Annotated in this window: 15 protein-coding genes; 3 read left to right on the forward strand and 12 right to left on the reverse strand. The window is 72.8% G+C overall.

The genetic code is table 11. The annotated features are described in order from the left end of the window. Positions 1-184 precede the first annotated feature (184 nt). On the forward strand, positions 185-721 hold the full coding sequence (locus ACQUQD_RS32715) for a MarR family winged helix-turn-helix transcriptional regulator (RefSeq protein WP_428955784.1): 537 nt from the start codon (positions 185-187) through the stop codon (positions 719-721). On the opposite strand, the gene ACQUQD_RS32720 is transcribed toward ACQUQD_RS32715, so the two are convergent. The 11 genes from ACQUQD_RS32720 to ACQUQD_RS32770 are packed head-to-tail and all read right to left on the reverse strand — an operon-like array spanning position 718 to position 10,675. Next, positions 718-1,719: a Rieske 2Fe-2S domain-containing protein gene (locus tag ACQUQD_RS32720; protein WP_428955785.1), complete on the reverse strand. Its 1,002-nt coding sequence runs from the start codon at positions 1,717-1,719 to the stop codon at positions 718-720. The genes ACQUQD_RS32715 and ACQUQD_RS32720 overlap by 4 nt on opposite strands. A gap of 5 nt (positions 1,720-1,724) precedes the next feature. Then, positions 1,725-1,955 carry a recombinase-like helix-turn-helix domain-containing protein gene (locus ACQUQD_RS32725; RefSeq protein ID WP_428955786.1) on the reverse strand — a complete coding sequence of 77 codons (231 nt, stop codon included), beginning with the start codon at positions 1,953-1,955 and terminating at the stop codon, positions 1,725-1,727. 22 nt (positions 1,956-1,977) lie between these two features. After that, positions 1,978-2,922: a PDR/VanB family oxidoreductase gene (locus ACQUQD_RS32730; RefSeq protein ID WP_428955787.1), complete on the reverse strand. Its 945-nt coding sequence runs from the start codon at positions 2,920-2,922 to the stop codon at positions 1,978-1,980. A gap of 12 nt (positions 2,923-2,934) precedes the next feature. After that, positions 2,935-4,566 carry a thiamine pyrophosphate-binding protein gene (locus tag ACQUQD_RS32735; RefSeq protein ID WP_428955788.1) on the reverse strand — a complete coding sequence of 544 codons (1,632 nt, stop codon included), beginning with the start codon at positions 4,564-4,566 and terminating at the stop codon, positions 2,935-2,937. Positions 4,567-4,575: 9 nt separating this feature from the next. Beyond that, entirely contained in the window at positions 4,576-5,352 is a 777-nt protein-coding gene (locus ACQUQD_RS32740; RefSeq protein ID WP_428957714.1) for an SDR family oxidoreductase, read from the reverse strand. A gap of 37 nt (positions 5,353-5,389) precedes the next feature. Next, positions 5,390-6,145 carry an SDR family oxidoreductase gene (locus ACQUQD_RS32745; RefSeq protein WP_428955789.1) on the reverse strand — a complete coding sequence of 252 codons (756 nt, stop codon included), beginning with the start codon at positions 6,143-6,145 and terminating at the stop codon, positions 5,390-5,392. Positions 6,146-6,155: 10 nt separating this feature from the next. After that, entirely contained in the window at positions 6,156-6,677 is a 522-nt protein-coding gene (locus ACQUQD_RS32750) for a cupin domain-containing protein (protein WP_428955790.1), read from the reverse strand. A 15-nt stretch (positions 6,678-6,692) separates the two neighbouring features. Next, a complete protein-coding gene (locus ACQUQD_RS32755; RefSeq protein ID WP_428955791.1) occupies positions 6,693-7,463 on the reverse strand; it encodes an alpha/beta fold hydrolase in 771 nt (256 codons plus the stop codon). Further along, on the reverse strand, positions 7,460-8,257 hold the full coding sequence (locus ACQUQD_RS32760) for an aspartate dehydrogenase domain-containing protein (RefSeq protein ID WP_428955792.1): 798 nt from the start codon (positions 8,255-8,257) through the stop codon (positions 7,460-7,462). Before ACQUQD_RS32760 ends, ACQUQD_RS32755 begins: the two co-directional genes overlap by 4 nt. Then, entirely contained in the window at positions 8,254-9,159 is a 906-nt protein-coding gene (locus ACQUQD_RS32765) for a VOC family protein (RefSeq protein ID WP_428955793.1), read from the reverse strand. Before ACQUQD_RS32765 ends, ACQUQD_RS32760 begins: the two co-directional genes overlap by 4 nt. A gap of 31 nt (positions 9,160-9,190) precedes the next feature. Further along, on the reverse strand, positions 9,191-10,675 hold the full coding sequence (locus ACQUQD_RS32770) for an aldehyde dehydrogenase (protein WP_428955794.1): 1,485 nt from the start codon (positions 10,673-10,675) through the stop codon (positions 9,191-9,193). 281 nt (positions 10,676-10,956) lie between these two features. Between ACQUQD_RS32770 and ACQUQD_RS32775 the strand changes: the two genes are divergently transcribed. Next, entirely contained in the window at positions 10,957-12,321 is a 1,365-nt protein-coding gene (locus tag ACQUQD_RS32775; protein WP_428955795.1) for an MFS transporter, read from the forward strand. Between the two features lie 189 nt (positions 12,322-12,510). Then, positions 12,511-13,035 (forward strand): MarR family winged helix-turn-helix transcriptional regulator, encoded by a 525-nt coding sequence (locus tag ACQUQD_RS32780; protein ID WP_428955796.1) that lies wholly within the window; start codon positions 12,511-12,513, stop codon positions 13,033-13,035. A 10-nt stretch (positions 13,036-13,045) separates the two neighbouring features. Here ACQUQD_RS32780 and ACQUQD_RS32785 read toward each other — a convergent pair whose 3' ends face one another. Then, on the reverse strand, positions 13,046-14,104 hold the full coding sequence (locus ACQUQD_RS32785; RefSeq protein ID WP_428955797.1) for an LLM class flavin-dependent oxidoreductase: 1,059 nt from the start codon (positions 14,102-14,104) through the stop codon (positions 13,046-13,048). Positions 14,105-14,128 lie beyond the last annotated feature (24 nt).

Below are 14,128 nucleotides of genomic sequence, written 5' to 3' on the forward strand. Positions count from 1 at the left end.
CGCCGGAGGGCCGATACCTCCGATGTCCCGGACCATTATGTGGCCACGGGCGGGGCGGACGAGCGGAGTCCTCCGTGGTCCCGGGACCAGGGCCCGGCCACCCGGACGCGACCTGATCCGCCGGACAGGCCCTAAGGTTTTGCGGGCGGGCCCGCGGGGGCGGTGCACAGGGAGGCGGCGGCGCATGGCGGAGAAGAGGACGGCGGTCCGACAGGACGCCGTCGCGGCGATCATCGAGGACTGGGCGCGGGAGCGGCCCGAGCTCGACACCGCGCCACTGGAGGTCCTCGCCCGGCTGCACCGCACGTTCCTGCGCTACAACACCCGGCTGACCTCGGCCATCGAGCGGCACGGGCTCTCCGTCGCCGGCTTCGACGTGCTGACCGCGCTGCGCCGGGCGGGCGCCCCGTACCGGCTGACCGCCGGGCAACTGGCCGACTCGGGCCTGGTCTCCTCGGCGGGGGTGACGCTGCGCATCGACCGGCTGGAGAAGGACGGCCTGATCGTGCGCGAGCGCGACGCCGAGGACCGGCGCGTGGTCCACTCCCGGCTCACGGACGCCGGTCTGGCCACGGTGGACGAGGTGTTCGCCGAGCACCTGGACAACGAGCGCCGGATGCTCACCGACCTGTCCCCGGCCGAGCGCCGCCAACTGGCCCGCCTGCTCGGCAAGCTGGAGCGCTCGATCGTGGACTCGGGGGACGGGGACGGGAGCGTCTAGGCCGTCGCCTGCTCCTCGGCGCCCGCGCGGTACAGGCGGCGCAGCCGGACGACGCCGAGGTCGTGCTGGTAGAGGTTCTCCCGCTGGTCGGCGTCGGCCGGCATGGCCTCCAGCATCACCCGGTCCTGCTCCAGGACCTGCCAGTGCCGGTCCTCGATCAGCGTCTTGTACAGGAAGCGCCAGCTGTCGCGCTGCCAGCCCTGGACCTTGCGGTAGCGCCAGAAGAACACCGCGCAGCGCCCCTCGTCGACCGGCCGCACCATGCCGACGATGCCGAACGGGCCCCCGGGGCCCGCCGAGGGCGGGTACGGGATCGACAGGTCGACCCAGTCCACGCCGGTGCGGCACAGCTCCACCCAGTCGAAGTTCACGCCCCGCTGGTCGGTCTTCTCGAAGAAGTAGCCGCGGTCGGTCTCGCGGATGCGGAACTTCGCGGTGGTGTCGCCGTCGAACATCGTGTGCGAGTCGTGGTGCAGGAACGCGCCGTGCATCGGGTCGAGCAGGTTCTCCACGGCGTACCGCCACGGCACCTCCCACTCGGCGTAGCAGAGGATCGCGTCGGTGTCCGGGTCCGTCAGCGGCTCCGGCAGCGTCAACTCGACCGGCGACGGCTGCTGTTCGGTCCCGAAGTAGGCGAGGACCGCCCCGCCGACCTCGCGCACGGGCAGCGAGACGACGAGCTGCTTGCCCTCCAGGTTGCAGCCGGGCAGACCGGGCACGGACGAGACGGTGCCGTCCGTCTCGACCTCCACGCCGTGGTACCAGCAGGCCACCCGGTCGCCCAGGTGTTTGCCGAGCGACAGCGGGGCGCCGCGGTGCGGACAGCGGTCGGCGAGCATGCTCAGGGTGCCGTCCGAGCGGCGGAACAGCAGCCACTGCTCGCCGAGGACGGTGACCTTGCGCATCGCGCCGGGCGCGACGAACGAGGACGGGACGACCGGGTGCCACTGGCCGCGCAGGCCCGTCGCGTAGAGGTGATCGGCGGTCAGGGTGGTCATGGCGGTCACGCTCCCAGTCGGTGCATCTCGGCGCGGAAGGACTCCTCGGTCCACGGCGCGCCGTCGGGCGCGTGGACCTGGCGGGCGTTCAACCCGCGGACGACGTCCGCGAGTTCATGCCCCTCTTCGGTGAAGACCTCTTCGAGGGTGGACGCCAGCTTGTACTCGTACGGGGACGGCTCGTGCGTACGGGACTGGTGGATCTCCAGGTACGGCCAGTCGGTCTCGGTGCTCATGCATGTCTCCAGGGAGGTGGGGTCACAGGTCGAGGACGAGGCGGCCCGACGCGCAGCGCGAGACGCAGATCATCATCGAGGTGCTGGCGGCGCGCTCGGCGTCGGAGAGCAGGAAGTCCCGGTGGTCGGGGGCGCCCTCCAGCACCCGCGTCTCGCACGAGCCGCAGATGCCGTCGCGGCAGGAACTGGCGACGTCCAGCCCGGCCTGCTCGGCGGCGGCCAGGATCGAGGTGTCGGCGCCGACGCTGAGGGTGAGCCCCGAGGCGCGGCACTCGACCTCGAACGCGTCGTCGGACACGGCCCGTTCGACGACCGGCGCCGCGAACCGCTCGACCCGCAGCCGGTCCGCGGGGCACACCGCCTCGACGGCGGCGAGCAGCGGCTCGGGCCCGCAGCAGTAGACGAGCGTGCCGTCCGGCAGGTCCGCGAGGGCGGACGCCAGGTCGATGTGGCCCAGCTCGTCCTGCGGCACGAGCGTCACGTCGCCGCCGAGCGCGCCCAGTTCGTCGGTGAACGCCATCGAGGCGCGGCTGCGCCCGCCGTACACCATCCGCCACGCCGCGCCCCGGCGCGCCGCCTCCTGGGCCATCGCGAGGATCGGGGTGACACCGATGCCGCCCGCGACGAACACGTACCCGGCGGCGTCCTCCAGGACGAAGTGGTTGCGGGGCTCGGACACCGTGACCTGCTGGCCCGGCCGCAGCGCCGTGTGCACATGGCGTGAACCGCCGCGCGAGGACGGCTCGTTGAGGACGCCGATGCGGTACGTGCCCGTCGCCGCGGGGTCGCCGCACAGGCTGTACTGCCGGATCTGCCCGCCGACCTGCACGTCGACATGGGCGCCGGGCGTCCAGGCGGGCAGCGGCTTGCCGTCGGGACGGGTGAGCTCGACGGACAGGACGCCGTCGGCCTCCCAGGTCATCCGCCTTACCAGCAGGGACAGTTCACGGTCTTCGGTCGTCGTCATGGCGCGGCCTCCCTACGCGGTGGGGATCTTCACGGGCGGGGTGAACGGGTTCTTCATCGGGCCGAGCGCCGCCAGGTCGACCTCGACGAGCACCGGCCCGTCGGAGGCGACGGCCTCCTCGATCACCGGCCGGGCGTGCCCGGCGTCCGCGATCCGCAGATACGGCAGCCGGCAGGCGCGGGCGAGGTGCTCGAAGTCGGGCGTGGTCAGGTCGACGCCGGAGCGGCGCTCGCTGTAGCGGTCCTGCATGTTGCGCAGCACGCCGTAGCCGCCGTCGTTGAAGACCAGCACGGTCAGCCGGGGCCGTTCCTGCGCGACCGTGAGCAGCTCGCCCAGGTGCACGGCCAGGCCGCCGTCGCCCGCGATGACGGCCGTGGGCCGGTCCGGGGCGGCCAGCGCGGCCCCGATGCCCATGCCGAGGCCCTGGCCGATACCGCCGCCGCGCGGGAAGACGTTGGCCCGCGGGTCGTACATCTCCAGCAGCCGGTTGCCCCAGCTGCTGGAGGCGATGGTGACGTCCCGGGCGACGACCGCGTCCCGCGGCAGCACGGCGCGCAGGGCGTCGCAGATCGCGGCCTGGGGGCCGATGTTGTCGTGCAGCGTGGTCCGGACGTCGGCGCGGACCTGCCCGACGCGGCGCGTCCACTGCGGGTCGGCGCCGCGGGCGTGGGGGAGCAGGGCCGTCAGCACGTCGGCGGCGTCGCCGTGCAGGGCGTGCGCGGCCGGGTAGACCCGGCCCAGCGCCGCCGCGTCCACGTCGATCTGGATGTGCCGCTCGGCGTCGGGCAGCTTCAGCCCGTAGTCCGCCGTCTCGTTGGACCGGAAGTGCGTGCCGGTCGTCAGGAGCACATCGGCGTCGGCCAGCAGGGCGCGGCCCGCCGGGGTCGTCGCGAAGTTGCCGATGACCTGCGGGTGGTCCTCGGGGACGGCGCCGCGCCCCGAGTTGGAGGTGAGGAGCCCGGCACCGGTGGCCTCGACGAGCGCGGTGAGTTCGGCGCCCGCCCGGACGGCGCCGCCGCCGGCCCAGATCAGCGGCCGCCGCGCCGAGGCCAGCAGGGCGCCCGCGGCCGCCGCCGCGGCCGCGTCGGGCGCCGGCCGCGCCGGCTCCGGCGCCTCCTCGGGGGCATCGGTCTGCGCCGCGTACTGCAGGTCGATCGGCCACTCCACGCTGGCCGGGCCGCCGGGCGAGGCGAGGGCCGCGCGGGCCGCGGCGCGCAGCACCCGGCCGGCCTCGTCGGCGGAGGGCACCGTGGCGGCGTACGCGGAGACGGCGGCCAGCATGCCGAGCTGGTCCTTCGTCTCGTGGATGAAGCCCCGCCCGCTGCCCAGGAACTCCGTCTCGACCTGCCCGGTGACATGCAGCACCGACGTGCCGGAGGCCAGCGCCTCGACGAGGGACCCGGCCGCGTTGCCCGCGCCGGTGCCGGTCGAGGTGAGCGCGCAGCCGAGGGTGCCGCGGGCCCGCCCGTACGCGTCGGCGGCGTTCACCGCGGTCGCCTCGTGCCGCACCGGTACGAAGCGCAGCTCGCGGTCGACGGCCTCGACCAGCGGCAGATTGTGCACCGAGACGATCCCGAAGACCGTGTCGATGCCCAGTTCCTTCAGGACGGCGACGAGGAGCGCGCCTCCATTGTCGTAACGCATGCGAACTCCTCAGAGAATCCCGCGGCCGACTCCGCCGCAGACGTCGATGCTGGTTCCGGTGATGTACGAGGCGCGGGGCGCGAGCAGCGCGAGGACCGCGTACGCGACCTCCTCGGCCCGGCCGAGCCGGCCCAGGGCGACGCCCCGGTCGGCGGCCAGTTCCGCCTGCCAGTCCTCGTACGACAGGCCGGAGTCCGCGGCGGCGTGCCGACGGGTCCACTGCCCGGTGTCGATGAGCCCGAGGCACACGGAGTTGACCCGGATGCCGTCCGCGGCGAGCTCCACGGACAGGGACTTGGAGAGGTTGAGGATGCCGGCGCGGGCCGCGCTCGTCGTGATCAGCCGGGGCTCGGGCTGCTTGGCGAGGACGGCGTTGACGTTGACGACGGACGCCGCGTCGGAGGCCTTCAGGAGGTCCCGCGCGGCCTGCAGCGGATGCAGCACGCCCGCGAACTTCAGGTCCAGCTCGTCGCGCCAGTCGTCCGCGGTGGTCTCGTCGAGGCGCTTCATGCGGGACTGCCCGGCGTTGTTGACGAGACCGTCGAGCCGGCCGCCGAACGCGTCGGCGGACGCGGCCACGAAGCCCCGTACGGCGTCGGCGTCCCGTACGTCGCACACGTCCGTGAACAGCCGCTCGTGCGTGCCGATCCGCTTCAGGCGTTCGGCGTCGCGCCCGCACGTGGCGACGTTCGCGCCCTCGGCGAGCAGGGCGCGGACCGTGGCCAGGCCGACGCCCGAGCTGCCTCCGGTGACCACATAGGTCCGGTCGGCGAGGCCCAGATCCATAACTGTCTTCTCCAGTACGTCAGTTACGTCAGTCACGTCAGTTCATCGTGAAGCCGCCGTTGACGGCGATCACTTGTCCGGTGAGGTAGCGCGACTCCTCCGAGAGGAGGAAGGAGGCGAGACCGACCAGGTCGTCGGGTTGCTGAGGACGCTCGATCGCCCGGTTCGACCGGTACAGGTCGTGCCGCTCGGCGGGCACCGTCTCCGTCGCCTCGCACTCGGTCAGACCCGGCGCGAGCGCGTTCACCGTGATGCCGCGCTCGCCCGACTCCCGCGCCATGGCCCGGGTCAGCGCGATCACGGCACCCTTGGAGGCGATGTAGTGGGCGAGCCGCGGGGAGCCGTACAGCGCCGCGTCGGAGGCGATGTTCACGATGCGGCCGACGGGCCCGAACAGCGGGTGCAGCGCCTTCGCCACGAGCCAGGGTCCGCGCGCGTTCACCGTCATCAGGCGGTCCCAGGCCTCGAGGTCGATGTCCTGGAACTCCTTGCCGCCGACCCCGTTGGCGAGCGCGGCGTTGTTGACCAGCCCGTACAGCGGTCCCAGGCCACGGACGAAGGCGGCGAGCCCGTCCACCGAGGCCGGGTCCGCGACGTCGCAGCGCACGAAGCGCGCGTCGATGCCCTCGACCCGCAGCTCCTGGGCCGCGGCCGCGCCGCGCGCGGCGTCGACCTCGGCGACGACGACCCGGAAACCGTCGGTGCCGGCCCGGCGGGCCATGGCCAGTCCCAGGCCACGGCCCGCCCCGGTCACGACGACCGTACGGACGCCGTCGGGGGACTGCTCAGCCATGGATGACTGCTCAGTCACGGGTGACGCCGTGCATCGGCGAGTACGCGGGGTAGGACGGCACCTGCGGCTTCTGCGTGCCGATGACCACGCAGAACAGGGCGTCGGTGTCCCCCTCGTTCTTCAGGGAGCGGGTCACCCCGGCCGGCACCACGATCATGTCGCGGTAGCCGAGAGTGCGGTACTCGACCTCGTCCGGGCCGCGGTGGACGCCCACGCGGACCTCGCCCTCCAGGACGAAGAACGCCTCCTCCACGTCGTGGTGCGTGTGGGCCGGGCCCTCGGCGCCGGGCGGCAGCAGCATGTTGGAGAAGGTGAAGCCGCCGGACGGGAGGATGCGCTTGTCGCCCTCGTGGTTGCCGGTGGCGCCGGAGCCGACGTACCGGATCTGGCCGCGGCGGTACTGCGGGCCCGCCTTCTCCTGGAAGGAGAGGGTGTCGAAGTCGGCGACGCGCGAGTCCTTCGAGGCGATCAGCGAGTCGGTGTACGCGCCGAGGTCGCCGCCGTTGTCGTACTCGGTGGTGGTCAGAGGCATGAGTGGAGCCCTTCGTTAACGGGTGACGATGTGCAGGTGGGACAGGACCCAGGCGTTGAAGCGCTCGGGCTGTTCCTGGTTGGCCAGGTGACCGGCGTCCTTGACGATCACGTAGGCGGTCTTGTGCAGGCCCCCGGCGAGGACCTGGGAGGCCTCGACGCCGGTGACCGTGTCGCGGTCGCCGCACACGACCAGCGCGGGGGCGGTGACGCGGGACAGTTCGGGCCGCAGGTCGGCGGCGGCCATGGCCTCGGCGGCGTAGCCGTAGCCGGGCAGCCGCACGGCGCCGGCCATGGTGTCCACGGCCCGCTCGACGAGCTCGGCGGGCGCGCGGTCCGACACCAGCCGGGGCCCGCGCCGCTTGGCGAAGGCCCGCGCCCCGAGCGTGGCCAGCTCGGCGGCGCGTGCCCGCATCCCGGCGGCCTTCGCCTCGTCCGTGCCGGAGCCGGCGCTGGAGTCGGCGAGGATCAGCGAGTCCACGAGGTCCGGGTGCCGGGTGGCGAGCCGCACCGCGATCACGCCGCCCCAGGAGACCCCGAGCACATGCGCCGACGAACCGTGGGAGCGGATCACGCCGGCCGCCGCGTCCGCGAACCCGTCCAGGTCCAACGGGCCGTCCGGATCGGCGGACTTGGCGTATCCCGGCGCGTCCCACGCGATGACGCGGCAGTGCTCGGACAGGGCGTCGAGCTGCGGCGCGAACGCGGCCGACGACGATCCGATGCCGTGCAGGCACAGCAGCAGCGGACCGGCCGCGCCGGCCTCCTCCACATGGACGGCGCTCACAGGATCTGCCCCGACCGCCCGGCCAGCGCCGCCAGCGAGCGCAGCACCGCGTACGGCACGACGCGGCTGGTCGCCGGGTTGGCCGGGTCGGGTACGTGCGCCACCTCGAAGCGGTACGCGCCGTGCGGCCCGGACGCCTCGATCACGTGCCGGGTCCGCTCGGCCGCCGGGTCCGCGACGACCCGGACCCGCACAGCGTCCAGGTCGCCGACGGCGAGGGCGACCGAGGCCGCGACGTTCGTCGACTTCGGGAACTTCACCGGGACGTCGCGCGCGGTCCCGGCCATGACCTCGACGGGCCCGGTCGCTGCACGCAGCCGGGCCAGCAACTCCTCGTCCATCCACGGCTGTTCGAGGGTGGAGGGCAGCTTCGTCGTGGTGAGGCGGACCTCGTCCAGCGGGCCGAAGGAGCGGACGGCCTGGAGCAGGTCGAGGCCGCCGACCGCGCCGCCCGTGAAGAAGACCCGGCCGGGCCCGGCGGCGAGCAGGCGCTTGGCCAGCTCGTCGTCGGTGAGGGCCCCGGTCGAGGCCACGAGCAGGTCGGTGCCGGAGGTCAGGACGCGCTCGCCCCACTCCCGTACGACACCCTGGCCCGCCGCCTCCACGATCAGGTCGCAGCGGGTGATGGCGTCCTCGAAGGAGACCTGCGGGGCCGGAGCCGTCTCGCCGAGCGGCCGGTTGTCGACCAGGCAGGTCAATTCGGCGCCGGGGACGTCCTGCCGGGCGAGGGCGGTGCCGACGACGCGCCCGATGGCGCCCCAGCCGACGAGCCCGACCTTGAGGGTGCTGCTCACTGCAGTGCTCCTTCCGGCGAACCGGCCATGTGACAGCGGATCTCCTTCGACGGCGGGCCCGCCGTGCCCCACAGATCGGAGAGCTCCGGCACGCGCCGCCACACCTTGGCGATCCACCGGTCCTCGACGACCTGCGCGACCTCGGACGTGTACTCGCACACGAGCCCGGTCGGGTCGGTGAAGTAGGAGAAGGTGTTGTTGCCGGGGCCGTGCCGCCCCGGGCCCCACTGCGGGACGATCCCGTGGTGCCGCAGCCGGCCGAGCCCGCGCATGAAGTGGTCGACCGAACTCATCTCGTACGCCACGTGGTTCAGGGACACCCACGCGGCCTGGTTGAACGCGATGCAGTGGTGGTCGGCGTTGCAGCGCAGGAACGCCATCTGGTGCTCGGACCAGTCGGAGACGCGCAGCCCCAGCACGTCGCAGTAGAAGGCGACGGCGGCGTCGATGTCGGGGGTGTTGAGGACGGTGTGCGTGACGCCGACCGGGACCGCGGCCTCACGGCCGCGCGGCCGGACCGCCCAGGTCTCGGCGGACAGCTCGACGAGGCGGCCCTCGTGGTCGTGGAACCGGAGGCCGTAGCCGCCGCCGACCTGGTCGAGCGGGCCGGGTCCGGCGACCGGGACGATGCCGCGCGCCTCCAGCCTGCGCGCCGCCTCGTCGATCTCGGCCGGGGTGGCGACGGCGAACACGAGGCGGCCGAGGCCGGTGCGCTCGGAGCGGGTCAGCTGCAGGGCGTGGTGCTCGTCGCCGGTGCCGCGCAGCCAGCTCGCGCTGTGCTCGGACTCGACGACCTCCAGGCCCCAGACGTCCTCGTAGAAGTCGGTGGCCTCGGCGAAGGAGGGGGTGAGCAGCTCGACGGAGCGCAGGGCGCGCAGCCGGGCTATCGGGGGGTGGGACATGGGGAACTCCGGAACTCCGGTGAGGGGGTGGTCAGTTGGCCCAGGGCAGCGGCGCGTCGGAGGTGCCCCAGTACAGGGACTTCTGGCGCTGGTAGGCACGGATGGCGTCGCGGCCCTTCTCCGTGCCGAGACCGCTGTCCTTCATCCCGCTGAACGGGGTGGAGGCGCTGAACTGCTTGTACGTGTTGATCCACACGGTGCCCGCGTCGATCCGCCGGGCCAGGCGCCAGGCGGCCCGGTGGTCCCGGGTCCAGATCCCGCAGGCCAGGCCGTACACGGAGTCGTTGGCCCGCTCGACCAGGTCGTCCTCGTCGTCGTAGGGCAGCACGACCAGGACCGGGCCGAAGATCTCCTCCTGGCAGGTGCGCGAGGAGTTGTCGAGGCCGGCGAGCACGGTCGGCAGGTAGTACGCCCCGTCGCGGTACTCGGGGCCTTGGGGCGCGCCGCCGCCGCACAGCACCTCGGCGCCTTCGGACCGGGCGAGGTCCACGTAGGCGGCGACGGCGTCGCGGTGCTTGTGGTGGACCAGCGGGCCGACCTGGGTGTCGGGGTCGGTGCCGGGACCGACCCGCAACGTGCGCACCCGCGCGACGAGTTCACCGACGAAGGAGTCGTGGATCTCCCGGGCCACGAACAGCCGCGAACCGGCGATGCAGGACTGCCCGCTGGACGAGAAGATCCCGAACAGCACGCCCGCCAGCGCCTGTTCGATGTCGGCGTCGGCGCGCACGATCGTCGGTGACTTGCCGCCCAGCTCCAGCGAGGCCGGGATCAGCTTCTGCGCGGCGATCGCCGCGATGGACCGGCCGGTCTCCGTGCCGCCGGTGAAGCCGATGCGGCCGACCAGCGGATGCCGTACGACCGCGTCGCCGACCACCCGGCCGCTGCCCGGAAGCACCGACAACAGAGCTGTGGGCAGGCCGAGTCCGGTCAGGGCGCGGGTGACGATCCGGCCCAGCGCGAGCGAGACGAGCGGGGTCCAGGCGGCGGGCTTGAGCAGCACCGCGTTGCCCGCGGCGAGGGCCGGGGCGATCTTCTGCGCGTCGCTGGCCACCGGCGAGTTCCACGGATTGATCGCGCCGACGACGCCGATGGGCTCGTGCACGCTCATCGTCACGTACGCGCCGCGCGAAGGGGTCAGTGCGTCCTCGGCGGTCTCCAGCGCCGCCGCCATGTAGCGGAAGGTGCCTGCCGCGCTGAGGGCGAGCGCCTTCGTCTCGGCGAGGGTCTTGCCGGTGTCGGCGGTCTGGGTGGCGGCCAGCTCGTCGGCGGCCTGCTCCGTCAACTCCGCGACACGGTGCAGGAGTCGGGCCCGCTCGTGGGGGAGGAGGTCGCGCCAGGCCGGGTCGGCCGCGGCCGCGGCCGCCGCCCGTGCCGCCTCGTCGACCTCCTCGGCGGACGCGGTGTGCACGGTGGCGAGGACCCGGCCGGTCGCCGGATCGACGGTGTCGACGGGCTCGCCGCCGCCGCGCCGCCACTGGCCCGCGATGAGGATGTCGGTGGAGTGGTGAGGCACGGCAGGACCTCCAGATGGTGCGGGACGATGCGGTGACGGACAGCGGGAGCAAGGTGGAATCGCTGAAGTGCTAGAAATCTAAGGGCTTAAATGTTTCCGCGCAAGACCCTGTTCGAGAGGCGTTCGCGGGCGCGTACTCGCCGATGTCCAGCGCGAGTTACATGGAGGTGACGGTGGCATCACCTTCGATGTGTCTAAGTCCCTAACCATTGACCACTTAGGTATCCACTTCTACTGTCTCCGGAACTCCTCTGTTCGCGTGTTCGCGGAAGGACCCCTCCATGACGACTGTGGCCGGCAAACAGGGCCTCGGCTCGATCGCAGCCAGGCTCGAACGGCTGCCGCACTCCCGATGGCATGTCAAGGTCCGGTTCCTGATCGGTGCCGTGACGTTCTTCGAGGCCTTCGACCAGCTCCTCGCCGCCTCCGCGCTGCCCGTGCTGATGAAGGACTGGCACCTCAGTACGGGGCAGGCGACCTTCGCCGTCACCGCCGGCTCCATCGGCATGCTGCTCGGGGCCCTCGCCGCGGGCTGGCTCGGCGACCGGATCGGCCGGGTGCGCACCGTGGCGCTCGGCGTCGCGATCACCGGCCTGGCCAGCCTCGCCGTCGCGCTGTCGAACGGGATCGAGCTGTTCTCGCTGTTCCGGTTCGTGCAGGGCCTCGGCATCGGCGGCGTGGTGCCCGTCGCGGCCACGTACATCAACGAGATCGCCCGCTCCGACAAGCGCGGCCGGTTCGTCCTGCTCTACGAGATGATCTTCCCGGCGGGACTCGCGGCCGCCAGCCTCGTCGCCGTGTGGGTCGTGCCGAACCTCGGCTGGCGGGCGATGTTCGTGATCGGCGCCCTGCCCGTCCTGGTCGCGGTGCTGCTGCCCCGGCACGTCGCGGAGTCGCCGCGCTGGCTGCTCTCGCAGGGGCGGGTCGAGGAGGCCGAGCGGGTCATCGCCCGGATCGAGGAGGAGGTCGAGCGGGCGGTCGGCGAGCCGCTGCCGGCGCCCACGGCCGAGCCCGGGGAGGAAGTCGCGCGCGGACGGCTGCGCGACCTGTTCACCGGGCGCTATCTGCGCCGCACCGCCGTCCTCTCCGGCCTGTGGTTCGTGGCGTACTACGTCAACCACGGCATCTCGACCTGGCTGCCGTCGCTCTACACCAAGAACTTCGGCCTCGACCTGACGACTGCCCTGGTCTACACGCTGCTCAGCAACGTCACCGGGCTGTTCGGCACGTTCGCCGTGGCGCTCGTCATCGACCGGATCGGCCGGCGCCCCGCCCTGGTCGCCGCGCTCGGCGGGACCGCGCTGGCCCTCGGCACCCTGGCCCTCGCCGGGGTCACCTCGGGCATCCAGGTCGCCGTCTTCGCCTCCTGCACGACCTTCTTCGTCTACGCGATCAACGCGGGCCTCTACCTGTACTCGCCCGAGCTCTACCCGACGGCCAACCGGGCCAGGGGCGCGGCCTTCGGCGGTCTGTGGAACCGGCTCGGCGTCATCCTCGGCCCGGTCACGGTCGGCGCGATCCTCGGCGCCGGCGGCAGCCTGAGCCTGGTCTTCGTCCAGCTGGCGTGCGTGGCGGGCGTGGGCGCGCTGATCGCGCTGTTCGCCGTGGAGACGAAGGGACGGACCCTGGAGGAGCTCAACGCGTAACGCCGACCCGTCGTGAAGCCGCGGCGCCGGTCCCGGTGCGGAGGGGCCGGCGCCGCGCGGTGGTGCCGGCCCGGCTCCTCGGCCGCCGGGCCCGCTGACGTACGGCGCCGACCGTGATCGCTTCAGGGGTAGAATTTTCAGGGGCGTACGACCTCACGTCCCCACCGTGAATCGTGCGAGGGGGCGGGGATGACCGAGCGGAAGGCGCCGGGGCAGGACGCCGTGACCCAGGTCGTGGCGGACTGGGCGCGGGAGCGGCCCGAGCTGGACACGAGCCCGCTGGAGGTGCTGGCACGCCTGCACCGCTCGTTCCTGCGCTACAACACCAAGCTGAACGCGTCGATCGAGCGGCACGGACTGTCCGTCGCCGGCTTCGACGTGCTGACGGCGCTGCGCCGCTCCGGCGAGCCGTACCGGCTGACCGCCGGACAGCTCGCCGCCTCGGGGCTCGTCTCCTCGGCGGGTGTCACGCTGCGCATGGACCGCCTGGAGAAGGACGGCCTGATCGCCCGCGAGCGCGACGCCGACGACCGGCGCGTCGTCTACTCCCGGCTGACCGACGAGGGGCTCGCCAAGGTCGACGAGGTGTTCGCCGACCACCTGGACAACGAGCGCCGGATGCTCGCCGGACTCTCCCCCTCGGAGCGCCGCCAACTCGCCCGTCTGCTCGGCAAGTTGGAGCGATCCATCGTCGACTCCGGCGAGGCGGGCTGAGCGGCGGCGCTCATTCCCACAGCGAACTCGGCGCCTCCTCGCGCACCACGGGCGCGATCTCCTCGGCGAACCGCTGCAGCGTCTCGATCTGCTCGCTCGTGCCCTGCCCGAACCCGTCCACGGTGATCGACTGCAGATCGTGCCGGTACACCTCGTGGTACCCGAGGATCTTGTCGATGATCTGCTCCGGCGAACCGATGAGCTGCGGCCCGTCCGCGATCGCGTCCTCGATCGTGCGGAACGGCGTGTTGTAGCCGGCCTTCCCGGCCAGGTGCGGCCGGAAGGACTGCGCGACCTTCGCCTCGTACAGCTCCTTGTACCGCTCCACGGCCTGCTCGGCGGTGTCCGCGATCAGCAGCCCGCCCGAGCCCGCCGCCACATGCGCCCGCGCCGGATCGTGGCCGTACGCCGCGAACCGCTCCCGGTAGTGGTCGATGAGCTCCGCGTACGCCGCCCGCGGCTGGACGGCGTTCGCCGTGAACAGCGGATCCCCGTGCTTGGCGGCCAGCTCGGGGGAGTTGCGGGAGGTCGCCGAGCCGTGCCAGACACGGGGGAGCCCCGCGTACGGGCGCGGCACCGTCGTCACCCCCTTCAGCGCGGGCCGGAACTCGCCCTCCCAGTCGACGCCCTCCTCCGTCCACAGCCGGCGCAGCAGCTCGTACTTCTCCTTCTGCAGATCCCACTGCCGCGCCTCGTCGAGCCCGAACAGATCGAAGTGGCCCGCCTCCGCGCCCTTGCCGATCACGAGCTCGATCCGCCCGTGCGAGAGCTGGTCGAGCGTCGCGTAGTCCTCGGCGACCCGTACCGGGTCGAGGATCGCGACGACCGTGACGCCCGTCAGCAGTCTGATCCGCGTCGTACGCGCCGCAAGGGCGCCGAGCACCACGGTCGGAGACGACGACAGGAAGGGGCCCGCGTGCCGCTCGCCGACCGCGTACGCGTCGTAGCCGAGCCGCTCGGCCGCTGTGCCCACCTCGACGACCTGCGTCAACCGGTCGGCGGAAGTGGGGAGTTCACCGGTCAGTGGGTGGGGTGCGTGGCCGATGATGGACAGGACCTGGAACTTCATGGTGCCCTCTCGTTCGGTGGACGG

It is taken from the genome of Streptomyces sp. cg35 (assembly GCF_050410835.1).
GTDB lineage: Bacteria > Actinomycetota > Actinomycetes > Streptomycetales > Streptomycetaceae > Streptomyces.

What these genes read in the sequence shown, in the direction of transcription:
- ACQUQD_RS32750 (WP_428955790.1), bottom strand. Translation starts at nt 6,677, where the DNA reads ATGCCTCTGACCACCACCGAGTACGACAACGGCGGCGACCTCGGCGCG.
- ACQUQD_RS32775 (WP_428955795.1), top strand. Translation starts at nt 10,957, where the DNA reads ATGACGACTGTGGCCGGCAAACAGGGCCTCGGCTCGATCGCAGCCAGG.
- ACQUQD_RS32780 (WP_428955796.1), top strand. Translation starts at nt 12,511, where the DNA reads ATGACCGAGCGGAAGGCGCCGGGGCAGGACGCCGTGACCCAGGTCGTG.
- ACQUQD_RS32730 (WP_428955787.1), bottom strand. Translation starts at nt 2,922, where the DNA reads ATGACGACGACCGAAGACCGTGAACTGTCCCTGCTGGTAAGGCGGATG.
- ACQUQD_RS32765 (WP_428955793.1), bottom strand. Translation starts at nt 9,159, where the DNA reads ATGTCCCACCCCCCGATAGCCCGGCTGCGCGCCCTGCGCTCCGTCGAG.
- ACQUQD_RS32745 (WP_428955789.1), bottom strand. Translation starts at nt 6,145, where the DNA reads ATGGCTGAGCAGTCCCCCGACGGCGTCCGTACGGTCGTCGTGACCGGG.
- ACQUQD_RS32740 (WP_428957714.1), bottom strand. Translation starts at nt 5,352, where the DNA reads ATGGATCTGGGCCTCGCCGACCGGACCTATGTGGTCACCGGAGGCAGC.
- ACQUQD_RS32720 (WP_428955785.1), bottom strand. Translation starts at nt 1,719, where the DNA reads ATGACCACCCTGACCGCCGATCACCTCTACGCGACGGGCCTGCGCGGC.
- ACQUQD_RS32785 (WP_428955797.1), bottom strand. Translation starts at nt 14,104, where the DNA reads ATGAAGTTCCAGGTCCTGTCCATCATCGGCCACGCACCCCACCCACTG.
- ACQUQD_RS32725 (WP_428955786.1), bottom strand. Translation starts at nt 1,955, where the DNA reads ATGAGCACCGAGACCGACTGGCCGTACCTGGAGATCCACCAGTCCCGT.
- ACQUQD_RS32715 (WP_428955784.1), top strand. Translation starts at nt 185, where the DNA reads ATGGCGGAGAAGAGGACGGCGGTCCGACAGGACGCCGTCGCGGCGATC.
- ACQUQD_RS32735 (WP_428955788.1), bottom strand. Translation starts at nt 4,566, where the DNA reads ATGCGTTACGACAATGGAGGCGCGCTCCTCGTCGCCGTCCTGAAGGAA.